Raw genomic sequence first — 22,925 nt, 5'->3', positions numbered from 1 at the left:
AGAGCCCGCAAGGCTCTGGCCTTGTTTGTTTTCTGGGCCAAAAAAAAAGGTCTATGCTGCCCTTAGTTTTTTGGTGCTTGTCGCTTAACTCTGCTTGCTATTAACGGGAGCTGTAAATCAATGCCTCGATTGAAATCTTACTTACCCATTTTTGCAGCCGTGCTGATGCTCGGGCAGGCAGTGCCGGTCCTTGCTGAAGCACAGTTACCTGACTTCACGCAACTGGTCGAGCAGGCTTCTCCGGCCGTGGTGAACATCAGTACCACGCAAAAGCTGCCGGATCGCAAAGTCTCCAGCATGGGGCAAATGCCCGATCTGGAAGGCCTGCCGCCTGGCCTGCGGGACTTCTTTGAGCGCAGCCTGCCGCCTGGCAGTGGCGGCCAGGGTGGCCGTCAGCGTGAGGCCCAGTCCCTGGGGTCTGGCTTCATCATCTCGCCGGACGGCTACATCCTGACCAACAACCATGTGGTTGCGGATGCGGATGAAATCATCGTGCGCCTGTCTGACCGCAGTGAAATGAAAGCCAAGCTGGTCGGCACAGATCCACGCTCCGACGTCGCATTGCTGAAAATCGACGGCAAGAACCTGCCAGTTTTAAAACTGGGCAAATCCCAGGACCTCAAGGCCGGTCAGTGGGTGGTTGCCATAGGTTCACCGTTCGGGTTTGACCACACGGTGACCCAAGGCATCATCAGCGCCATCGGTCGTAGCCTGCCCAATGAAAGCTACGTGCCGTTCATCCAGACTGACGTGCCGATCAACCCGGGTAACTCGGGTGGCCCGTTGTTCAACCTGACGGGCGAAGTAGTGGGTATCAACTCGCAAATCTATACCCGCTCCGGCGGCTTTATGGGCGTGTCTTTCGCCATTCCTATCGATGTGGCGATGGATGTTGCCAATCAGCTCAAAGCAGGCGGCAAGGTAAGCCGTGGCTGGTTGGGCGTGGTGATTCAAGAGGTCAACAAAGACCTGGCCGAGTCGTTTGGTCTGGATAAACCGGCCGGTGCGCTGGTGGCCCAGGTGCTTGACGACGGTCCTGCTGCCAAAGGTGGCCTGCAAGTGGGTGACGTGATCCTGAGCATGAATGGTCAGCCAATCGTGATGTCCGCAGACCTGCCGCATCTGGTGGGCGCACTCAAGGCCGGCAGCAAGGCGACCCTTGAAGTGGTTCGTGACTGCAAGCGCAAAACCCTGGATCTGACCGTGGGGGCTATCCCTGATGAAGGGAAAGAAATGACCTCCGCTGCAGGTGCAGAGCTGAGCAGCAATCGTCTGGGTGTGTCCGTGGCGGACTTGAGCGAAGAGCAGAAGAAAGCCAATGACATCAAGGGTGGCGTGATCATCAAGGACGTGCAGGACGGCCCGGCTGCCCTGATTGGCCTGCAGCCTGGCGATGTGATTACTCACCTGAACAACCAGGCAATCACCAATGGCAAACAGTTCACTGAAATTGCCAAGGCATTGCCGAAGAACCGTTCGGTATCGATGCGGGTTCTGCGTCAGGGACGTGCCAGCTTCATTACCTTCAAACTGGCTGAATAGGGACGCAGCTGAACTGCAGGCGCACGCTTACTCCTGCAGCTCTGATGTTTCCCGGTAATTAAAAAAGCCCGTATCGAGAGATACGGGCTTTTTTTATTTCTTCGGCTTGGGAATGCGTACCAGCTGGCTACTGGAGTACATGTCGTGCCAGGTGCGGTTGTGCTTATCGAATATCGACCAGACAAACCCGAGCCCCAGGCACAGCCAGGAGCCGATGGAGACGATAAAACGCAGCAGAGCCTGCCACAGGCTGATTGCGGTGCCATCGGCATTCTGTACCCGTATGCCCCAGACCTGCATGCCCAGGGTTTGCCCGGAGTGGGTCCAGAACTTCGCAAAGAAGCCGAACAGTACAAAAAACAAAATGGTTGAGAGCAGCGGGTCGCCATCCAGTGCCCCCGACTCGGACAACGCCCGCATCTTGGCTTCGCCGATAAAGCTCATCATGATCAGTTTGTAGATGAACGTGGTGACAATAAGCAGGGCCGTGCACAGCAAAAAATCATAAAACATAGCTGCCAGGCGGCGCCCCAGGCCTACGGCGGGAAAGTCGCCTTGAGGGCTAAGTGGTTGTTTCGACATGGCAGGGTCTCGTGAAGGAAAACCGCCATCTTACGGAATTACACCAATAAAAAAGCCTCTGATGTCACCATCAGAGGCTTTTCAACGCGAGAATGCTTAGCCTTCGGCTTGCACTTCGTCAGCCTGCAGGCCTTTTTGGCCCTGGACTGCAATGAAGGTCACTTTCTGGCCTTCTTTCAAGCTCTTGAAGCCATTGCCCTGAATAGCGCGAAAGTGCACAAACAGGTCCGGACCGCTTTCCGGAGTAATGAAACCAAAACCTTTCTCGTCGTTAAACCACTTTACGGTACCGCTCTGACGTTGGGACATTTCTTAATTCCTTGACGCTAACAATTAATGACAGCCTCTTTGTATTTAAAGAGGACTGGTGCTGGGTTGCAGGAAAGTAAGAGACGCAGAACGGGTTGTAGCAAACATTAAGCTACTGCCCAGGTCACGATTCCAGCGACCCATGCAAACACAGTGGGCAAACTTTACGAAACCGTAAATGAAAATACAAGCCCCTGTTACAGGCCGCGCCCCGTCTGGTTTGCAATGTTTTTCGGGGTGGGTTTTAAAGGTTATTCATCATAGCGGGGTTCAATTGTGCTCATGTTTGTAACTGTGTTTTCGCTATCGAAAGTTTGCACTGTTTTGTGGCAGTTGCATGGCACGTATGTCACGTGAGCATGCAACTGTATTAATAAGCTTTAGACGTGGCCGCGATAATAACGCTGTGGAACAAATGGCAACTTCGACACTTTCAGCGGTACACGTTTACCGCGCACGATTGCCCACACCTCAGAGTCCAGCGGTGTAAATGCTGTATCCAGGTAGCCCATTGCCAGAGGTGCGCCCAGTGTCGGCCCAAAACCGCCGCTGCACACAGTACCGATGACCGTCCCTTCGGCGTCAACGATTTCAGCGCCTTCACGTACCGGGGTGCGCTCTTGGGGCAGCAGGCCCACACGCTTGCGCGCTACACCGTTTTGCTGCTGGGCGAAAATGACGTCGGCACCGGGGAAACCGCCGGCCCGCAGACCGTCGGCGCGACGGGTTTTCGAGATCGCCCAGAGCAGGCTGGCCTCAATCGGCGTGGTGTTTTCGTTCATGTCGTGCCCGTACAGGCACAGGCCGGCTTCCAGACGCAGGGAATCTCGTGCGCCAAGGCCAATGGCCTGTACTTCTGGCTCGGCGAGCAGACGGCGTGCCAGAGTTTCTGCGTGTTCTGCCGGAACCGAAATTTCAAAACCGTCTTCTCCGGTGTAACCCGAACGACTGACGTAGCATTCGACTCCCAGAAGTGTGACAGGGGCAAATTGCATAAAGGTCATTTTTGCCACTTCTGGCGCCAGACGTTGCAGCACAGTCACGGCGGCCGGACCTTGCAGCGCGAGCAATGCGCGTTCTTCAAACAGCGGCTCAATGCTGCAATGTGCGTCCAGGTGCTTGCGCAGATGCGCCAGGTCCTGGTCCTTGCAGGCCGCGTTCACCACCAAAAACAGCTGGTCATTACCCAGATTGGCAACCATCAGATCGTCCAGGATGCCGCCTTGTTCATTGGTGAACATGGCATAGCGCTGCATGCCAACCGGCAGGTCGATGATGTCTACCGGTACCAGGGTTTCCAGTGCCCTGGCCGCATCAGCGCCGCTCAGACGAATTTGCCCCATGTGCGACACATCGAACAACCCGGCGTGTTCACGGGTATGTTGATGTTCTTTCATCACGCCCAACGGGTATTGCACCGGCATGTCATAACCGGCGAATGGCACCATACGGGCACCGAGTTCAAGGTGCAGTGCGTGCAGCGGGGTTTTAAGCAGTTGTTCGGTGGACATTCGTGACTCCTTGAAAATCAGCACTCAATAATGTTTACGGCCAGACCGCCGCGGGCAGTCTCTTTGTATTTGCTTTTCATGTCGGCGCCGGTCTGGCGCATGGTGCGGATCACCTTGTCTAGTGAGACAAAATGCTGGCCGTCGCCGCGCAGGGCCATCCGTACCGCGTTGATGGCCTTGACCGAGCCCATTGCGTTGCGCTCGATGCAGGGCACCTGCACCAGCCCGCCAATGGGGTCGCAGGTCAGGCCAAGGTTGTGCTCCATACCGATTTCGGCAGCGTTTTCGACTTGCTGCACGCTGCCGCCCAGCACTTCACACAACGCGCCGGCGGCCATGGAGCAAGCCACGCCGACTTCGCCCTGACAGCCCACTTCGGCGCCCGAGATTGACGCGTTTTCCTTGTACAGAATGCCGATGGCGGCAGCCGTCAGCATGAAGCGCACCACGCCGTCCTCATTGGCCCCGCCAATGAAACGCATGTAGTAATGCAGAACCGCCGGAATGATCCCCGCCGCTCCATTGGTAGGCGCGGTGACCACCCGGCCGCCGTTGGCGTTTTCTTCATTCACGGCCAGGGCGTACAGGTTCACCCAGTCGAGCACTGACAGCGCATCGCGCAGCGCGGCCTCGGGGTTGGCGCACAGCTGCCGGTGCAGCGCGGCGGCACGCCGCTTGACCTTCAAACCACCCGGCAAAATACCTTCGTTGCGGCAACCTGCACTCACGCAGTCCTGCATCACTTGCCAGATATTCAGCAAGCCGCTGCGGGTTTCTGCTTCCGGGCGCCAGGCGCTTTCATTGGCCATCATCACCTGGCTGATCGACAGATCGTGGGTGACGCAATGGCGCAGCAAGTCTTTGGCAGTTTTGAACGGGTATTTCAGCGCCGTGCTGTCTTCGACAATGCGATCAGCGCCTGCCGCGCCTTCATCCACCACGAAGCCGCCGCCCACCGAGTAATACTCGCGGCTGCGGATCTGAATCCCGGCGCCATCAAGCGCCCGGAAAATCATGCCGTTGGGGTGATAGGGCAGGGGTTTTCGAATCATCGCCAGGTGCGATTTTTCATTGAAATCGATGGGGTGCTCGCCCAGCAGGTTCAAACGCCCGCTGTTGCGAATAGCGGCCAGACGTTCGGCGACTGTTTCGGTGTTTACGGTATCCGGGTGCTCGCCTTCAAGGCCCAGCAGCACGGCCTTGTCGCTGCCGTGGCCTTTGCCGGTGGCGCCGAGGGAACCGTAGAGTTCAACTTTTACGCAGGCAGTGTCTTGCAGCAGATCATCACGGCGCAGACCTTCGGCAAAACGCGCGGCTGCGCGCATGGGGCCGACGGTATGGGAACTGGAGGGGCCGATGCCAATCTTGAACAGGTCGAACACGCTTAACGACATGGGGTTCTCCGGTTTCTTATAGGTTTATTGGCAAAAAAACATCCCTGTAGGAGCGAGCTTGCTCGCGAGCTTCTCATTGCGTAACAGCTCGCGAGCAAGCTCGCTCCTGCAGGTTTATTGGGTGTTTACGCCTCCTGGTAGCTTTCGATCGACGGGCAAGCACACACCAGATTGCGGTCGCCGAACACATTGTCGACCCGGCCAACCGGCGGCCAGTATTTACCTTCAATCAGGGATGCCACCGGATACACCGCCTGTTCGCGACTGTAGGGGTGAGTCCATTCACCGACCATTTCGGCTGCGGTGTGCGGAGCGTTTTTCAGCGGGTTGTCTTCTTTGTCCAGGCTGCCATTTTCCACCGCACGAATCTCTTCGCGGATGCGGATCATGGCTTCGCAGAAGCGGTCCAGTTCTTCTTTGGATTCACTCTCGGTCGGCTCGATCATCAGTGTGCCGGCTACCGGGAACGACATGGTCGGAGCATGGAAACCGAAGTCGATCAGGCGCTTGGCTACGTCGTCGACGCTGATGCCGCTGCTGTCCTTGAGCGGGCGCAGGTCAAGAATGCACTCGTGCGCCACCAGGCCGTTGCTGCCCGAGTACAGCACCGGGTAGTGCTCTTCGAGACGGCGGGCAATGTAGTTGGCGTTCAGAATCGCCAGCTGCGAAGCACGCTTGAGGCCTTCGCCGCCCATCATGCGGATATACATCCAGGTAATCGGCAGGATGCTCGCGCTGCCAAACGGCGCCGCGCAGACCGCGCCTTCCTTGCGCTCCATGGTGCCGTGACCCGGCAGGAACGGCGTGAGGTGCGATTTGACCCCGATCGGGCCGACACCCGGTCCGCCGCCGCCGTGCGGGATGCAGAAGGTTTTGTGCAAGTTGAGGTGGGATACGTCGCCGCCGAATTTGCCCGGTGCGCACAGGCCGACCATGGCGTTCATGTTGGCGCCGTCGATGTACACCTGGCCGCCGTTGTCATGAATGATGCCGCAGATTTCGCGGATGCCTTCCTCGAACACACCGTGGGTCGACGGGTAGGTGATCATCAGGGCCGCCAGGTGATCACGGTGCTCGATGGCTTTGGCGCGCAGGTCTTCGATGTCAACGTTGCCCCGTGCATCGCACGCCGTCACCACCACGCGCATACCGGCCATGTTGGCGGTTGCCGGGTTGGTGCCGTGTGCCGAGGACGGGATCAGGCAGATATCGCGACGCTCATCACCACGGCTCTGGTGATAGGCACGAATGGCCAGCAGGCCGGCGTATTCACCCTGGGAACCGGCATTCGGTTGCAGCGAGATGGCGTCGTAACCGGTGGCCGCGCACAGCATCGCTTCCAGCTCGGTGGTCAATTGCTGGTAGCCAAGGCTTTGCTCAGCGGGTGCAAACGGGTGCAGGTTGCCGAACTCGGCCCAGGTCACCGGAATCATTTCGCTGGCGGCGTTGAGCTTCATGGTGCACGAGCCCAGCGGGATCATGGTGCGATCCAGGGCCAGGTCTTTGTCGGCCAGACGGCGCAGGTAGCGCATCAGCTCGGTTTCAGAGTGGTAGCGATTGAATACCGGGTGGCTGAGTATCGGCGACTGGCGCAGCAGCGCCGTCGGCAAGGTGCCGGTCACCGCAGTGGCCAGTGCGTCGAAATCAGGCAGTGCCTGGCCGTCAGCCGCGAGCAACGCCCACAGTGCGGTTACATCGGACTGGCTGCTGGTTTCGTCCAGCGACAGGCCCAGGCGCTGGCCATCGATTACGCGCAGGTTGATGCGCTGGGCGTGAGCCTTGGCATGCAGGGTGGCGGTCTGGCTGCCGGTGTTCAGGGTCAGGGTGTCGAAGAAGGCGGTTTGTTCAACCTTCAGCCCCAGATCGCTCAGGCCCTTGGCCAGAATCGCGGTCAGCTGGTGAATACGCCGGGCGATTTGGGTCAGGCCCTTGGGCCCGTGATACACGGCATACATGCTGGCGATGTTGGCGAGCAGGACCTGTGCGGTGCAGATGTTACTGGTGGCCTTCTCGCGGCGGATATGTTGCTCGCGGGTTTGCATGGCCAGGCGCAATGCCGGTTTGCCGTGACGGTCAACCGAAACACCGACCAGACGCCCCGGCATGTCGCGCTTGAATGCGTCGCGCGTGGCGAAGTAAGCCGCATGCGGGCCACCGAAGCCCAGCGGGACACCGAAACGCTGGGCGCTGCCGATGGCCACGTCGGCGCCAAACTCGCCCGGAGGCGTCAACAGAGTCAAGGCCAGCAGGTCAGCGGCAACGGCCACCAGCGCATTGGCGGCGTGGAAACGCTCAACCAGATCGCGGTAGTCGAACACGTCACCGTTGCTTGCCGGGTATTGCAGCAGGGCACCGAAGAAGGCCGACACATCAGTCAGTTCACGCTCATCCGCGACTACCACCTCAATGCCCAGTGGTTCGGCACGGGTGCGCAACACGTCGAGGGTTTGCGGGTGGCAGTGGCTGGAAGCAAAAAAGCTGTGGCTGGTTTTGTTCTTGCTCAAACGCTTGCAGAAGGTCATCGCTTCGGCGGCGGCGGTGGCCTCATCGAGCAATGAAGCGTTGGAAATCGGCAGACCGCTGAGATCACTGATCAGGGTTTGATAGTTGAGCAGGGCTTCGAGGCGGCCTTGGGAAATTTCTGGCTGATACGGGGTGTAGGCGGTGTACCAGGCCGGGTTTTCCAGCAGGTTGCGCAGGATCGGCGAGGGGGTGTGGCAGTTGTAATAGCCCTGGCCGATATAGGTTTTGCACAGCTGGTTTTTGGCGGCAATGGCTTTGATCGAGGCCAGCGCATCGGCTTCGCTTTGTCCGGCCGGCAAGTCGAGAACGCTGGTGCCCTTGATGCTTTCCGGGATCACGCTGGCGCTCAGGCCTTCAAGGGAGTCAAAACCGAGGGTGGCGAGCATGGCTTGCTCATCGGCCTGGCGAGGGCCGATGTGGCGGGCGATGAATTCATTGGCAGTGCTGAGATTGATGGTCATGGCAGGCTCCTCACTTGTCGTCTTGAGCTTTGATCAAACGGTCGTAGGCATCTTGATCCAGCAGCTTGTCGACGGCGTTCGCATCAGCAGGCTTGAAACGGAAGAACCAGCCTTGCCCCAGTGGGTCTTCGTTAACCAGTTCCGGGCTGTCTTCGAGCGCCGGGTTTACTTCGAGCACTTCACCGTCCAGTGGCATGTAGACGCCGCTGGCCGCCTTGACCGACTCAACGGTGGCGGCTTCTGCGCCTTTGTCGTACGACTGCAACTCGGGCAGCTGGACAAACACCACATCCCCCAGAGCGTTTTGCGCAAACGCGGTGATACCCACGGTCACGCTGCCGTCAGCTTCGGCGCGTAGCCATTCGTGGTCTTCAGTAAAACGCAATTGGCTCATGCAAACTCCTCAGGGCCAGACATGTCTGGTGGTCACAGGTTAATGCTCGTGCAGGTCGAGCTTATTGAGGAGAACACTGCAAAATGGCTGCCAGTTTAAAAATATCTATATTTATCAATGGCTTGAAAGTTTTTAGAGCGCAGATTGAAAACTGATCTGTAGCGAAATCGCTACAGTCTGGAGGCTGGAAAAAAAGCTATGAGGATCATGGCCTTGCACAGCATGGGGCTGGAGGGGGTGTATCGAAATCGATCCAGTGGAATGATTTCGATACATGGGCCTTCATGGGAGCTGAAGCAGGTCAGGCCTTGCCGGGGATTCCATACTTGCGCAGACGGTGGGCAATGGCGGTATGGCTGGTTTGCAGACGGCTGGCCAGCTGGCGGGTCGAGGGGTAGCTGACATAGAGCTTTTCGAGCAGGGCTTTCTCGAAGGTTTCGACCGCATGCTCCAGGGTTTCAACCTCGCCGTCGCTTTGGCGTGCAACCGAGGTACCGGCAATGTCCAGGTCGCCAATGTCGACCAGGGTACTTTCGCAGATTGCTGCCGCACGAAAGATCACGTTCTGCAATTGCCGCACGTTACCGGGCCAGCGATTACCCAGCAGCGCCGGATAGGTGCCGGGTGCCAGGCGGCACACGGGGCGCTGAATCTGAGTGCAGGCCTGCTGCATAAAGGTGCGTGCCAGCAACAAAATGTCCTGGCCGCGCTCGCGCAGTGGTGGCACTTCGATATTAAGCACGTTCAGGCGATAGAACAGGTCCTCGCGAAAAGAACCCTCGTTGACCATTTTTTCGAGGTTGCGGTGGGTGGCGCTGAGGATCCGCACATTGACCTTGACCTCGCGCTCTCCGCCTACCCGGCGGAAGCTGCCGTCATTCAGAAAGCGCAGCAGCTTGGCTTGCAGGTAAGGCGACATTTCCGCGATTTCGTCGAGGAACACCGTGCCATGGTTGGCCAGTTCCATCAGCCCCGGTTTACCCCCGCGCTGGGCACCGGTGAAGGCGCCGGGGGCATAACCGAACAGTTCACTTTCGGCCAGGTTCTCCGGGAGTGCCGCACAGTTCAAGGCCAAAAAGGGGGCGCCAAAACGGTCGCTGATGGCATGGCAGGCGCGCGCGACCAGTTCTTTACCGGTACCGGTCTCGCCCTGGATCAATAATGGCGCATCCAGTGCTGCTACACGCTGCGCCCGGGCCTTGAGGGTGCGAATGGCAGGGGAGTCGCCGAGCAGCGCGTCAAAGCCTTCTGCGTGGTCGTGATGCAGCGCGGCCAGGCGTTCACCGATGCGGCTCGGTTGATACAGGGTCAGCAGGGCACCGGCATCGGTGATCGGTGTGGCGTCGAGCATCAGTGGGTGGCCGTTGAGGGTGACTTCGCGCAATGGCAGGCGGAAGCCGTGCTCCAGCAATACATCGAGCAACCCCGGGTCACTGAACAGTTCGCCGATACTTTCACCGGTGGGTTCATGCCCGTACAGGGCAATCAGCGCCGGGTTGGCCAGCAGTACGTGGCCCGCGCTGTCCAGGGCCAGTACCGGGTCGGTCATGGCGGCGAGCAGAGCGTCAAGTTGCAGATGGCGGCGTTGGCCGGGAAGGATGTCGACCACCGTCACCGTCTGTACGCCATTGACCTTGAACAGCGCCTCGCGCAACTCGTCGAGCACTTGCGGGCTCAGGGTCGGGGCGTCGATATACACGTTGGGCGGGACCATTTCCACCGCATCCAGGTTGAGGTTGCGCCCGCCGAGCAACGCCAGAACTTCCTGGGTGATGCCGACGCGGTCGATAAAACTGACATGGATACGCATGGGAGCAGTGAGCACTTTTGGCCAGCAGAAGCGGCCAGTATGCCTTGGCGCGGGATATTGGTGAAATCGCAGGGCGGGGAGACATTGGCTGCATCGCCGGCAAGCCGGCGCCCACAACATTGATGCCGATAACAAACCTTGTGGGAGCCGGCTTGCCGGCGATTAAAGTAGTCGGGTTATTCGAGGTGTTCGGGCTTGACCGGGTCGCCAAGCTGCACGTCGAGCTGCTGGCGCACGTCCTTGAACATCAGGTCGTAATACTTGTGCATCGACAGGATATTGGCCGTGCTGGGTATGCCGTGGTCCACGGCAATCTTGAAGGCCACCCTGGCGAAGTCGAACCACTTGTCCTTGGGCAGGGTGAACGACTCCTTGAAATCCTTTTGGTTGATTTGGCCGTGCATGTCGAACTGCATCGACTTGCCTTCCTTGGGATCTTGAACGACCTGGTAATCGATCTTGATGTCATACCCGAAGTCACCCGGTTGCAGGGGCTCACGATGGATATGCAGGTGACCGGGTTCGAACGAGGCCATAGGGCGACTCCTGAATGCTTGGGGGTAAAGGGCAGACCGCGAGGTCTGCCCTATGGTTCAAAAGTAGCTGATGCCAGGCTTTTCAGTGCTGACACGGGTACCGGCCTTGCCTTGAACAATGGCTTCAATATCCGCCAGAGCGCCGATGACCGCGGTCTTGCCGGTATTGCGGGCAAACTCGCAAGCCGCCTGGACTTTGGGCCCCATGGAGCCATTGGCGAAGCCGAGCTTTTCCAGTTCGTCAGGGTGCGCCTGGGCGATAGCTTTTTGCGTAGGCTTGCCCCAGTCAATGAAGGCCGCGACAACGTCAGTGGCAATCACCAGCAAGTCACTTTTGAGTTCCTGCGCCAGTAGCGACGAGCACAAGTCCTTGTCGATAACAGCCTCGATGCCCTTGAGTTTGCCGTCTTCGCCATACATGGTCGGAATGCCGCCACCGCCCGCACAAATGACGGTGGTGCCTTTTTCGAGCATCCATTTGATCGGGCGGATCTCGAAGATGCGCATGGGTTTGGGGCTGGCGACCACGCGCCGGAACTTGTCACCGTCCGGGGCGATGCTCCAGCCTTTTTCCGCGGCCAGGCTTTCAGCTTCGGCCTTGCTGTAAACCGGGCCAATCGGCTTGGTCGGGTTCTTGAAGGCCGGGTCTTTTGGGTCGACCTGGACTTGGGTCAGCAAGGTGGCAAGTGGTGTTTCCTTGGGCAATACGTTGCCCAGTTCCTGCTCAATCATGTAACCGATCATGCCTTCGCTTTCAGCGCCCAGCACATCCAGCGGGTAAGGAGCGACGGCGGAGTAGGAAGCCGCTTGCAGCGACAGCAGGCCGACTTGCGGGCCATTGCCGTGGGCCACCACCAGTTCGTTACCGGGGGCGATGAGGGCGATTTGCTGAGCTGCGGTGTGGATGTTTTCGCGCTGGTTTTCTGCAGTCATGGGCTGACCGCGACGCAAGAGGGCGTTACCGCCCAGTGCTACGACGATACGCATAGAAAGTGTCCTTATAAAAAGCGGGGAGCGACTTGAGTCCCGCAGAAGCCGGGCTTGCTCGCGATGCAGACGCCCCGGTCTTGAGCCCCGGGGTGATGCCATCGCCGGCAAGCCGGCTCCCACACGAAACCCGCGGGCTTTAGATGTCAGCCAGCGCTGCGACCAGGATTGCCTTGATGGTGTGCATGCGGTTTTCTGCTTGCTCAAAGGCGATGTTCACCGGCGACTCAAACACTTCCTCAGTCACTTCAATGCCGTTTTTCAGGTTTGGATGGTGCTCGGCCACGTCCTTGCCGACCTTGGTTTCACAGTTGTGAAACGCTGGCAGGCAGTGCATGAATTTCACGCGCGGATTTTCTGCCGCCTTGATCATCTCGGCATTGACCTGATACGGCAGCAGCAGCTTGATGCGTTCGTTCCAGGCTTCAACCGGCTCGCCCATCGATACCCATACGTCGGTATGGATGAAGTCCACGCCCTTGACTGCTGCTTTAGGGTCTTCGGTCAGGGTGATTTTAGCGCCGCTTTCCTTGGCGAATTCCTTGCACTGCTTCACGAATGACTCTTCTGGCCACAGGCTTTTCGGTGCGCCGATACGCACGTCCATACCCAGCTTGGCACCGATCATCAGCAGCGAGTTACCCATGTTATTGCGTGCGTCGCCCAGGTACGCGTAGCTGATGCTGTGCAGCGGTTTGTCGCTGTTTTCACGCATGGTCAGCGCATCAGCGATCATTTGCGTCGGGTGGAATTCAGCGGTCAGGCCGTTGAACACCGGTACCCCTGCATATTTCGCCAGTTCTTCGACGATTTCCTGGGCAAAGCCACGGTATTCGATGGCATCAAACATGCGGCCCAGAACGCGGGCGGTGTCTTTCATGCTTTCTTTGTGACCGATTTGCGAAGAAACCGGATCAATGTAGGTGACGTGCGCGCCCTGGTCATGGGCGGCCACTTCAAATGCACAACGGGTGCGGGTTGAAGTTTTTTCGAAAATCAGCGCAATGTTTTTGCCTTTCAGATGCGGCTCTTCAGTACCGGTGTACTTGGCGCGCTTGAGGTCGCGGGACAGATCCAGCAGAAAGTGCAGCTCACGCGGAGTGTGGTGCATCAGGCTGAGCAAGCTGCGGTTTTTCATGTTAAACGCCATGGGGATCTCCTGGGTTTCTGGTTAACCGGCTTGCGCCGTCCCTTGTGGGGTGGGGCGCAAGCAATCTAATGAATGAATTAATAGTCAATCGCGTCGCGTACGATCGGGCAGGTCATGCAGTGGCCGCCGCCACGGCCGCGCCCCAGTTCGGAGGCGCTGATGGTGATTACTTCAACGCCGGCCTTGCGCAGCAGAGTGTTGGTGTAGGTGTTGCGGTCATAACCGATCACTACACCAGGCTCCAGAGCCACTACGTTGTTGCCGTCATCCCACTGTTCGCGCTCGGCGGCAAAGGAGTTGCCACCGGTTTCGACAACACGCAGGGCCTTGAGGTCAAGCGCCTTGGCCACGACATTGAGGAAGCTGGCTTCTTCACGGCGCACGTCGATGCCGCCGGCTTTGCTTTCGTCCGGGTACAGCGAGAAGGCGACGATCTGGTTGACGACTTCAGGGAAGATCGTCACCAGGTCGCGGTCGCAGAAGCTGAACACGGTGTCCAGGTGCATCGCGGCCCGGGACTTGGGCAGGCCTGCCACGATGACCCGTTCTACCGCTTTGTTCTGGAACAGGCTCTGTGCCAGCTGGCCGATGGCTTGACGCGAAGAGCGCTCGCCCATGCCGATCAGGACCACACCTTTGCCGATTGGCATCACGTCGCCGCCTTCAAGGCTGGCGTTGCCGTGGTCAATGGTCGGGTCGCCGTACCAGATCTGGAAGTCCGCGTTGGTGAATTCAGGGTGGAATTTGTAAATCGCCGTGGTCAACAGGGTTTCCTGACGACGGGCTGGCCAGTACATCGGGTTCAGCGTCACGCCGCCGTAGATCCAGCAGGTGGTGTCACGGGTGAATTGAGTGTTGGGCAGAGGTGGCAAGATAAAGCTGGTATGGCCTAGGAAGTCGCGGAACATCTGGATGGTTTTGCCACCGAAGCTGTCCGGCAGATCGTCTGCAGAGACGCCGCCGATCAGGTACTCGGCTATGTGGCGTGGCTCCAGGCTCTTGATCCAGGCTTTGACTTCACTGACCAGACCGACGCCAACCTGATCGGGGGTTACTTTGTGATCCAGGATCCAGTCCAGTGCTTCAGGCATGGCAACGATGTCTGTCAGCAGATTGTGCATTTCCAGAACGTCGATGCCGCGATCGCGCATTTTGGTTACGAAATCGAAGTGGTCGCGTTTGGCCTGGTTGACCCACAACACGTCATCAAACAGCAGTTCATCGCAGTTGCTCGGAGTCAGGCGCTGGTGAGCCAGGCCCGGGGAGCAAACCATAACCTTATGCAGCTTTCCGGCTTCGGAATGTACGCCGTACTTCACTTTTTCCGTGGTCATTACAGTCATCCTCCAAAGTACATAAACAGGGTGTTACAGGGTCAGGAAGCCGTCGTAGAGTCCATAGGCCGCTACCAGGGCGCCAATCACTACGGCGGCAAATATCACTTTCTCGATGTTGGTGAAGACGGGCTGGCCGCTCTCGTGTTTGGCCTTGGCGAACAGGATTGCGCCAGGGGCGTACAACAGGGCCGAGAGCAGCAGGTATTTAAGGCCGCCGGCATAGATCAGCCAGATGGCATAGATCAGCGCGATACCGCCGATGATCAGGTCTTTCTTGCGTTCCGCCAGAGCGTTCTCGTAGGTCTCGCCGCGTACCGCCAGCAGGAAACCGTAGGCTGCCGACCAGAGGTAAGGCACCAGAATCATTGAGGTCGCCAGGTAAATCAGTGACAGGTAAGTGCTGGCCGAGAACAGGGTGATGATCAGGAACAACTGCACCATCGCGTTGGTCAGCCACAGAGCGTTGACCGGTACATGGTTGGCGTTTTCCTTTTTCAGGAAGGCCGGCATGGTGTGGTCTTTGGCCGCCGAGAACATGATCTCGGCGCACAGCAATACCCATGACAACAGGGCGCCCAGCAGCGAGATGATCAAGCCGACGCTGATCAGCACCGCGCCCCAGTGACCCACTACGTGCTCAAGCACGGCCGCCATCGAAGGGTTCTGCAGTTTGGCAAGCTCAGGCTGAGTCATGATGCCCAGCGACAGTACGTTGACCAGCACCAGCAACAGCAGCACGGTAATAAAGCCGAGTACGGTGGCCTTACCCACATCCGAGCGTTTTTCGGCCCGGGAAGAGAAAATACTCGCCCCTTCGATACCGATGAACACCCACACGGTGACCAGCATCATGTTGCGCACCTGGTCCATCACGCTGCCCAGGCTCGGGTTTTTCAGGCCCCAGATGTCACTGGTAAAGATGTCCAGCTTGAAGGCGAACAGGGCAATCAGGATGAACAGAATCAGCGGCACAACCTTGGCGATGGTGGTCACCAGATTGATGAACGCTGCTTCCTTGATCCCGCGCAGCACCAGAAAGTGCACGGCCCAGAGCAAAATCGAGGCACCTATGATGGCTGCCGGCGTGTTGCCTTCGCCGAAGATCGGGAAGAAGTAGCCCAGGGTGCTGAACAGCAGCACGAAGTAGCCGACGTTGCCCAGCCAGGCACTGATCCAGTAGCCCCAGGCCGATGAGAAACCCATGTAATCGCCAAAGCCGGCCTTGGCATAGGCGTAAACGCCGCCGTCGATATCCGGTTTGCGATTAGCGAGGGTCTGGAAGACGAAAGCCAGGGTCAGCATGCCTACCGCAGTGATTGCCCACCCGATAAGAACAGCGCCCACATCGGCACTTGCAGCCATGTTTTGGGGCAGAGAAAAAATACCGCCGCCAATCATTGAGCCGACTACCAGCGCAACCAATGCACCCAGTCGAAGTTTTCCAGGAGTATCAGACATTTGTAGTGACTCCAATCTAGGAGAAGTGAGGCCTAAAGGTTAGTCCGTTGGTTTTTTGAGCCAGTTGACTTAGATCAGGGCATTACTACATTCCATTGTCAGTAGGGAGAGTAAGTCGCAATGGCGACTTATTTTGACGCGCTCTGGAAGGCCTTATCCAGACAGGGATATTCTCAGTTAACGCTGCGGATTTACTACGTTCGCGTGGGGATTGAAGCTAGACACTATTTTCAGATTTGCAAATGTCATTGAGATGTTTCATCCGGGCGCCGGAAATTTAAAATGTCATTCACATATAAATTGTTTTTTAGGTTTCAATAGAAAACGTTGTTATTAGAAACAGCATACTTATTGCCTAACCTTAGTAAACGTTCAGGCCATAGTTATATTTAGTCAGCCCGTGGCTGTGCCCTGATACCGGTTAATAAATAAATGAAAAAAGAGGTGGCAATGTCACAGCAGACGCAAAAGCTTCGGCTCAATGCCCTGATTGCGTTGGTGGTCGGCTCAATGATTGGCGGCGGTATCTTTTCTCTGCCGCAAAACATTGCCGAGCAGGCTGCTGGCGGTGCCGTGCTGATTGGCTGGTCGATCACGGCGGTGGGGATGCTGGCGCTGGCCTTTGTGTTCCAGACGCTTGCCAATCGCAAGCCCGAACTCGACTCAGGCGTGTACGCCTATGCCAGGGCCGGCTTTGGCGACTACATGGGGTTCTCATCGGCCTGGGGCTACTGGATCAGTGCCTGGATGGGCAACGTCGGTTACTTCGTGCTGCTGTTCAGCACCCTGGGCTACTTCTTTCCGGTTTTTGGTCAGGGCAACACGCCGGTTGCCATCGGTTGTGCTTCGTTATTGCTGTGGGGCGTGCACTTTTTGGTACTGCGCGGGATCAAGGAGGCCGCCTTCATCAACCAATTGACCACGATCGCGAAAATCGTCCCGATCGTCATGTTTATCGTGATTGCGGCTGTGGCCTTCAAGGCGGACATCTTCACCCGGGATCTATGGGGCAGGGGTACGCCCGATCTGGGCAGCGTGATGGACCAGGTGCGCAACATGATGCTGGTCACCGTGTTCGTATTCATCGGTATCGAAGGCGCCAGCGTGTACTCGGGCAGGGCCGAGAAACGTTCGGATGTGGGCAAGGCTACTGTGATCGGCTTTCTCGGGGTGCTGGCGTTGCTGGTGCTGGTGAATGTGCTCTCGCTCGGGATCATGACCCAGCCGGAGCTGGCCAACTTGCAGAACCCGTCGATGGCCGGGGTACTCAAGCACGTGGTCGGGGAGTGGGGCGCGATCCTGATCAGCATCGGGCTGGCCATTTCGCTGTTGGGGGCATTGTTGTCATGGGCGCTGCTGTGCGCCGAAATACTCTTCGCAACGTCCAGGGACAAAACGATGCCGGCGTTCCTGAAAAAGGAAAATGCCAACCATGTGCCGGTCAACGCCTTGTGGCTGACCAACGTGATGATTCAGATTTTCCTGATCATTACCCTGGTCTCAGCCAGCACCTACACCAGCCTGATCCGCCTGGCGTCTTCGATGATTCTGGTGCCTTACCTGTGGTCGGCTGCCTATTCGGTATTGTTGTGCGTCAGGGGGGAGACCTACTCGCATGCCAGCAGACGGCGGATCAAGGACCTGGTGGTAGGCGCAGTGGCATTGATTTATGCCTTTTGGCTGCTGTATGCCGCTGGGCCCAAATACCTGCTGCTCTCGGCATTGCTTTATGCCCCGGGCGTTCTGCTCTTTGCCAAGGCCAAGCGCGAGCAGGGAGAACCGCTGTTCAAGCACTGGGAAAAACTGATCTTTGCTGCGGTGTTGTTCACAGCACTTTCGGCGGCGTACGGGCTTTATAGCGGCGCACTGACCCTGTAATACGACCTGAAAAACCTGTGGGAGCTGGCTTGCCAGCGATCCAAGCGACCGGACTCGAGCGGGAAACCGCGCTGATATTGTCGCTGGCCAGCCAGCGCCTACAGTGGAAGGCTACCAGCGGGATCAGTCGTTCTGCGGGGCGGTAGTTGTCTGTGGCAAGCGCTCTGGTCGGGACCAGATCCACAGATTGCCCATGCTCATGCCGGCAATGGCGAGGAACACTGGCCATTGGTGGTCAAGCACATACAGCATCAGCCCGGCGCATATCAGCATGCTGATCGTGGCGCTGACCTTGGCTTTGCGCTGGATGATTTTACCGTTGCGCCAATTACTCAGGATCGGGCCAAACAAACGGTGGTTTTCGAGCCAGGCACTCAGGCGCGGTGAGCTTTTGGTCGCGGCCCAGGCAGCGAGCAAAATGAATTCGGTGGTCGGCAGGCCGGGAATCACGATGGCGATCAGGCCAATACCCAGACTCACGTAGGCCAGCAGGCCAAACAACACGCGAGCTATTTTCGACGGGGATTGAGTTTGCTGGGTCATAAGCTCAAGACGCATGAAAGGACGCCCGGTCAGCCAGTGCTGACCGGGCAGGTCAAGCTTAAGCCAGTTCCGGTTCAGCAGCGTAAGCGTGTTCCAGTAATACGGTGAAACGTTCGAAGGCAGCAACAGCACCTTTGTCCAGGTCGGCTTCTTCTTCAGCGCTGAGGTCCAGGCCGTCGAGAGTCCTGATGAAGCTCTTCCAGCCTTCGGCACGGCCGCCTGCAGGCTCACCCAGGTGGCGGGCACCGAACGTGTCGCTCAGGCCCAGGCCAACAGCACGTTTGATCAGGAACGCGGCGCCGAGCTTGGAGCCTTCGGAAACGAAAATCCAGCCCAGAGCTTCGGCTTTGCTCGGCGAGGTCACTGCGCCGGCAACAGGGGCCGGTACTTCAGTGTTGAGGTCGGCCAGATCGGCCCTGGCTTGCTCGGCACGGCAACGTTCTGGCAGGTCCGGAACGATTTCTTGCAAGGCCGGGTCGGTGTACAGCGCTTTGAGTTCCGACTGGAACAGGTATTGGGCCACGACAAAACGGGCGAAACTGGTCACTTGATCAAACGGCTTGTGCGCCTTGACCAGTGCATCGAGCTTTTGGTGCGGCTCGTTGGTGATCTGGTTCAGGCGTTGTGAACGCAGGGAAGGGCGCGGTGCGGAATCTGGAGTATTCATGCAAATGTCCTTGAGAATGAGATGCGCTTTGTAACTAGACGAACCAGAAGACGCGGCACAGTAAAAAATCCTCACTGCGCAGCGTAAAAGAGCTGCGCAATGGGCCTCTGGATCAGATATCCCATACCAGGTTGACCGCGAAGTTGCGGCCGGGGGCGGTCAGGCGATCCATGTTGGCGGGGTTGATGACACCGGCTTCACCTACGCTGTCGTAGCCGCGCACATCATCCCAGTTCCAGTATTTCTTGTCGGTCAGGTTGTACAGGCCGGCGTTGACGGTGACGTCCTTGGTGACCTTATAGAAGCCGGAAAGATCGATCACGCCGTAGCCCGGGGACTTGAACTGCGTGCTGGTGCCGTCGGGGGAGAAGAAATTGCTGTCGTCGACCTGATCTTTGCGTTTAACCAGGGTCCAGCTGACCAGGGCGCCGTAGTTCTCTTGCTCATAGCCAAGGCCGAGTACCGCTTTAAGCGGGTTGACGCTGTTGATCGGCTCGCCGGTGTCGTCGTTTCTGCCGTGGGCGTACGCCACCGAGCCTATGTTGTACAGACCCTGGGGTGCACCGAACGCATCCAGATTCAGGCGGCCTTTGACTTCGGCGCCCTTGATGGTGGCGTGCTTGATGTTGTTGCTCTGGAACGTCAGCTCGTCGTAGCCGGGTGTGATCGCATCTTCATTGATGAAGTCGCGGTACTTGTTATAGAACACGGCAATATCGAATGAGCCCGCGTCGAAATTGCCACGCAGGCCGGTTTCGAAGCTTTTGCTTTTTTCCGGCTCAAGATTGGGATTGGGCTCAACCGAATAGCCTTCCCCCAGATTGGTAAACCGGCCGTACAGCGCTTTGGCGCTTGGGGTACGGAAACCTTCGGCGTACTGGCCGTACCATGTGTATTGATCGCTCAGGGCGTAGGTCAGACCGAACTTGGGCGAGAGCCGATGCCAGACCTTCTTCTTGTTGCTGACACTGTCCTTGTCATCGGCGGCCACCGTGTTCATGAACTCTTGAGTGATGTGTGGCGTGAGTCTGGTGTAGTCGTAGCGCAGCCCCGGCATGAAGGTCCAGTCGTTCCAGCTGATCTCATCCTGGGCGAACAGGCTGTAGGTGTTGATGGTCGGGTCCGGGAAGTCGCTGGATTTAACCAGGTAGTCGCTCGGGCTGTTGGCGCCCGTGGCAGTGCAGCCTCTGCCGACGGCCAGGCAGATCCCCGAGCCGCTGCGCGAGCCGGTGACTTTCTGGTGTTTTACGGTTGCGCCGTAGGTCAGCAAATGGTCGGTGTCAGCGATCTGGAATGCTTTGTCCGCCTGAGCGTCCAGCACCCATTGTTTCTCTTGGTACGTGGTGTTGCGTGAACGCAACACATTACGGGAGAAGGGGAAGTAGTCTTCCAGAGTGTCCTGATCGGTTTTAGCGATCTGGTAATTGAGGCTCAGCTTGAGATTGTCGGCCACTGCACTATCAACAACCATGCTGTTTTCGAGCCCGAAACGCTCGCGGCTGACAGTGTCCGTACCGGAGCGGGAACGGTACATGCCCATCGGCTGGCCTTTGTTGTAGGGGCCGCCGACCGCGCTTTTTTCATTGGCATCGATCCGGTTCTTGAATTTTTCGTAGGTGAAGACCAGGCGATCGTCATCGTTGTAGTTCCAGCCTGCCTTGGCCAGCACGTTGGTGGTTTTGACGTCCTCCGGGTTGGCTGCCGTACGGCTCAAACCGGTGCCGCCATGATCGCCATAGGATTCGGTTTCGTGGCCATCGCGCTGGCTCAGATGCAGCAAGCCGTCAAAATCACCTGCACGCCCGGCCACGGTGCCGGACTTGAGCCAGCTGCGATCGGCCGAGCTGTAGCCGGTTTTCAGGCGGGCGCCGACATCCGCGCCCGGTTTGATGATGTCATCCGGGTCGAGGGTGAAGTAACTGACTGCCCCGCCTATGGCGTTGCTGCCGTAAAGAACCGACGCCGGGCCACGCAGGATTTCAACACGCTTGACGATTTCGGGGTCGACGTAGTTGCGCTGGGTTTTGGCGTAGGGGCCGTTGAAGAACGAATCCGGGATTTCTACTCCGTCGACCTGGGTCAGGATCCGGTCGCCGTCGATGCCGCGAATGTTGTAGCCGCTGATTCCGCCTCGCTGGCCTGCGCCGCCCACCGAAACGCCCGGTTCATAACGCACCAGATCCTTGATGGTGTTGACGTTCTGACGGTCGAGGGCCTGGCGATCCTGGACCGTGATGGTGCTGGGTACCGAGTTCACGTCCTGTTCCTGGCGGGTGGCACTGATGGTCACCTGTTGCAGGGCCAGAGTACCGCTGCTGTTGCTGCGTTTTTCGAGCACGATGTTGTTGTTGCCCAACTTGCGATAGCCCAGGTTTGTGCCAATCAGCAGGCGATCCAGGGCTTTTTCCGGGGACAGGGCACCGCGTACTCCCGGCGAGGAAACATTCTGTCCCAGTTCGGCTGGCAAGCCGACCTGCCAGCCCGTCACCACGGTAAAGGCGTTAAGCGCGGACACCAGGGGTTGCTGGGAGATTGCGAATTTGTAATTGCCCACGGAGCGGGTAGCGGGTTGCTCATTACCGCCAGCCATGGCCGGAGCTGCTTGCACACCGGCCAGAAGCATGGCGACGGTCAACAATGACAACGTGCACTGCTGCAGGCCGCCCGGACGGGCGTTGGATGAGGACCGGCTGTTGAAACGAGTGGGCATTGATAGCGCTCCGTGGTGAACGAATCTTATAGTTGCGAAGCTGATTCAAAATGCGAATCAGTTGCATTGACTACAACGAGACGTATGACCCCGGGCTATCGAGTAAAAAAACTTTTAATTAATTGCGCTGATTAATTGAGGATCACCAGTGCCGGAAATTCCGCAAGGCTGCTCGAGGTGATGTGGGCGAGTGAGCGAACGATGTCCAGCGGCTGGTCGAGACGGTAATTGCCGGTCACTGCCACGTTGGCCAGCTTGTCGTTGTTGTTGACGATCCAGCCGGGGTAATAGCGTCGCACTTCATCCAGAACTTTGCCCATGGGGCAGTTTTCAAACACTAGGCGCCCCTGGACCCAGGCGAGGTCGGTCTGGGGGTTGAGCGTGACCGGTTGCCCGAAGCCGTTGGGGCCAATGCTCACACTGTTGCCGGCAGACAAACGCATTTGTGTACCGGCACTTTTTACCCGCAATTCAACATCGCCCCGCTGCACCCTGACATGCGCTTCGCCATTGAGGTAACTCACGGCGAAAGCAGAATCGCGGACGCTGGCGCGCACCGGGCCGGCTTCAAGCAGCAGCGGAAATTCCAGATTGGCCGGGACCTCGAAAAACGCCTCGCCTTGATACAGGCGGGCGTTGCCCTGGGCATTGACCACATGGCTGGAAAACGCAGAGTTGGTGTTGAGCAGCACTTTTGAGCCGTCTTCGAGTTGCAGGCGCTGGCGTTCGCCCACCACTGTCAGGTGATCGGCCTGCAGGCGTAACGGCACGTTGCTGTAACCGCCCACGGTAATGATCAGCACTGCGGCGGTTGCCACGTGCTTCCAGTACCGGCTTGCACGCCGCAACAAACCGGGAGTGCGGCGGGTTTGCAAGGTTTTGGCGGCGTCCAGCAGCGGTTGCCCGTTCCAGATGGCGTTGGCTTTGGCAAAAGCCAGTGCATGGGCAGGGTCGGCATTGAGCCAGTCATTGAAGGCGCACTTTTGTTCGGCGTTCGCGCACTCAAGCGTGATCAGCCAGTCCAGTGCCTGATCCATGGCGCTGTCTTGCAGCACGTCTTGAGCAGATTTGTGAGTGTCCGTCACGGATGTTCCTTGGCAGTCTCAGGGCATTTTGCAGGCATCGACGGTGAA

The 22,925-nt window shown here is 58.1% G+C and carries 18 protein-coding genes; 2 read left to right on the top strand and 16 right to left on the bottom strand.

The features are described from left to right. Positions 1–120 precede the first annotated feature (120 nt). Entirely contained in the window at positions 121–1,542 is a 1,422-nt protein-coding gene (locus ACP7BO_RS06545) for a DegQ family serine endoprotease (RefSeq protein WP_426209203.1), read from the top strand. A gap of 93 nt (positions 1,543–1,635) precedes the next feature. On the opposite strand, the gene ACP7BO_RS06540 is transcribed toward ACP7BO_RS06545, so the two are convergent. The 12 genes from ACP7BO_RS06540 to arcD (ACP7BO_RS06485) form a co-directional block, all read right to left on the bottom strand. After that, complete coding sequence (locus tag ACP7BO_RS06540) at positions 1,636–2,124, bottom strand: RDD family protein (RefSeq protein WP_060694640.1); 489 nt, start codon at positions 2,122–2,124, stop codon at positions 1,636–1,638. 96 nt (positions 2,125–2,220) lie between these two features. After that, on the bottom strand, positions 2,221–2,433 hold the full coding sequence (locus ACP7BO_RS06535) for a cold-shock protein (RefSeq protein WP_003440624.1): 213 nt from the start codon (positions 2,431–2,433) through the stop codon (positions 2,221–2,223). A gap of 380 nt (positions 2,434–2,813) precedes the next feature. Then, complete coding sequence (gene gcvT / locus ACP7BO_RS06530; RefSeq protein ID WP_426209200.1) at positions 2,814–3,944, bottom strand: glycine cleavage system aminomethyltransferase GcvT; 1,131 nt, start codon at positions 3,942–3,944, stop codon at positions 2,814–2,816. Between the two features lie 17 nt (positions 3,945–3,961). Beyond that, positions 3,962–5,338 (bottom strand): L-serine ammonia-lyase, encoded by a 1,377-nt coding sequence (locus ACP7BO_RS06525; protein WP_060694635.1) that lies wholly within the window; start codon positions 5,336–5,338, stop codon positions 3,962–3,964. Positions 5,339–5,463: 125 nt separating this feature from the next. Beyond that, positions 5,464–8,322 carry an aminomethyl-transferring glycine dehydrogenase gene (gene gcvP, locus ACP7BO_RS06520; protein WP_426209198.1) on the bottom strand — a complete coding sequence of 953 codons (2,859 nt, stop codon included), beginning with the start codon at positions 8,320–8,322 and terminating at the stop codon, positions 5,464–5,466. A 10-nt stretch (positions 8,323–8,332) separates the two neighbouring features. After that, positions 8,333–8,716, bottom strand: coding sequence for a glycine cleavage system protein GcvH (gene gcvH / locus ACP7BO_RS06515; protein WP_426209196.1), 384 nt, complete (start codon positions 8,714–8,716; stop codon positions 8,333–8,335). Between the two features lie 301 nt (positions 8,717–9,017). Further along, the gene (locus tag ACP7BO_RS06510; protein ID WP_397454567.1) at positions 9,018–10,526 is read right to left on the bottom strand and encodes a sigma-54-dependent transcriptional regulator; all 1,509 of its coding nucleotides are present in this window, start codon (positions 10,524–10,526) and stop codon (positions 9,018–9,020) included. A gap of 176 nt (positions 10,527–10,702) precedes the next feature. Continuing rightward, positions 10,703–11,062, bottom strand: a complete 360-nt coding sequence (locus tag ACP7BO_RS06505) for a DUF5064 family protein (RefSeq protein ID WP_060694627.1) — start codon at positions 11,060–11,062, stop codon at positions 10,703–10,705. A gap of 57 nt (positions 11,063–11,119) precedes the next feature. After that, the gene (gene arcC / locus ACP7BO_RS06500) at positions 11,120–12,049 is read right to left on the bottom strand and encodes a carbamate kinase (RefSeq protein ID WP_426209194.1); all 930 of its coding nucleotides are present in this window, start codon (positions 12,047–12,049) and stop codon (positions 11,120–11,122) included. A gap of 139 nt (positions 12,050–12,188) precedes the next feature. Next, complete coding sequence (locus ACP7BO_RS06495) at positions 12,189–13,199, bottom strand: ornithine carbamoyltransferase (protein WP_060694623.1); 1,011 nt, start codon at positions 13,197–13,199, stop codon at positions 12,189–12,191. Positions 13,200–13,276: 77 nt separating this feature from the next. Next, positions 13,277–14,533 carry an arginine deiminase gene (gene arcA / locus ACP7BO_RS06490; RefSeq protein WP_397454565.1) on the bottom strand — a complete coding sequence of 419 codons (1,257 nt, stop codon included), beginning with the start codon at positions 14,531–14,533 and terminating at the stop codon, positions 13,277–13,279. Between the two features lie 33 nt (positions 14,534–14,566). Next, positions 14,567–15,994: an arginine-ornithine antiporter gene (gene arcD, locus ACP7BO_RS06485; protein ID WP_397454564.1), complete on the bottom strand. Its 1,428-nt coding sequence runs from the start codon at positions 15,992–15,994 to the stop codon at positions 14,567–14,569. Between the two features lie 450 nt (positions 15,995–16,444). Here arcD (ACP7BO_RS06485) and arcD (ACP7BO_RS06480) point away from each other — a divergent pair, with 450 nt between their 5' ends. Further along, a complete protein-coding gene (gene arcD / locus ACP7BO_RS06480) occupies positions 16,445–17,872 on the top strand; it encodes an arginine-ornithine antiporter (protein ID WP_426209191.1) in 1,428 nt (475 codons plus the stop codon). Between the two features lie 123 nt (positions 17,873–17,995). Here the strand turns inward: arcD (ACP7BO_RS06480) and ACP7BO_RS06475 are convergent, their stop codons facing one another. From ACP7BO_RS06475 to ACP7BO_RS06460, 4 genes are all read right to left on the bottom strand, one after another. After that, complete coding sequence (locus ACP7BO_RS06475) at positions 17,996–18,415, bottom strand: YbaN family protein (protein WP_426209526.1); 420 nt, start codon at positions 18,413–18,415, stop codon at positions 17,996–17,998. Positions 18,416–18,473: 58 nt separating this feature from the next. Then, complete coding sequence (locus ACP7BO_RS06470) at positions 18,474–19,082, bottom strand: biliverdin-producing heme oxygenase (RefSeq protein WP_426209189.1); 609 nt, start codon at positions 19,080–19,082, stop codon at positions 18,474–18,476. Positions 19,083–19,194: 112 nt separating this feature from the next. Further along, positions 19,195–21,792 (bottom strand): TonB-dependent receptor, encoded by a 2,598-nt coding sequence (locus ACP7BO_RS06465; protein WP_397454561.1) that lies wholly within the window; start codon positions 21,790–21,792, stop codon positions 19,195–19,197. A 131-nt stretch (positions 21,793–21,923) separates the two neighbouring features. Continuing rightward, positions 21,924–22,829 carry a FecR family protein gene (locus ACP7BO_RS06460; protein WP_426209524.1) on the bottom strand — a complete coding sequence of 302 codons (906 nt, stop codon included), beginning with the start codon at positions 22,827–22,829 and terminating at the stop codon, positions 21,924–21,926. Positions 22,830–22,925: the final 96 nt, after the last annotated feature.

Source organism: Pseudomonas sp. TWR2-1-1, from assembly GCF_049897045.1.
In the GTDB taxonomy this organism is placed as follows: domain Bacteria; phylum Pseudomonadota; class Gammaproteobacteria; order Pseudomonadales; family Pseudomonadaceae; genus Aquipseudomonas; species Aquipseudomonas versuta.
Note: the sequence above shows the minus strand (reverse complement) of the source record. Positions and strands in the feature narration are given on the sequence as shown.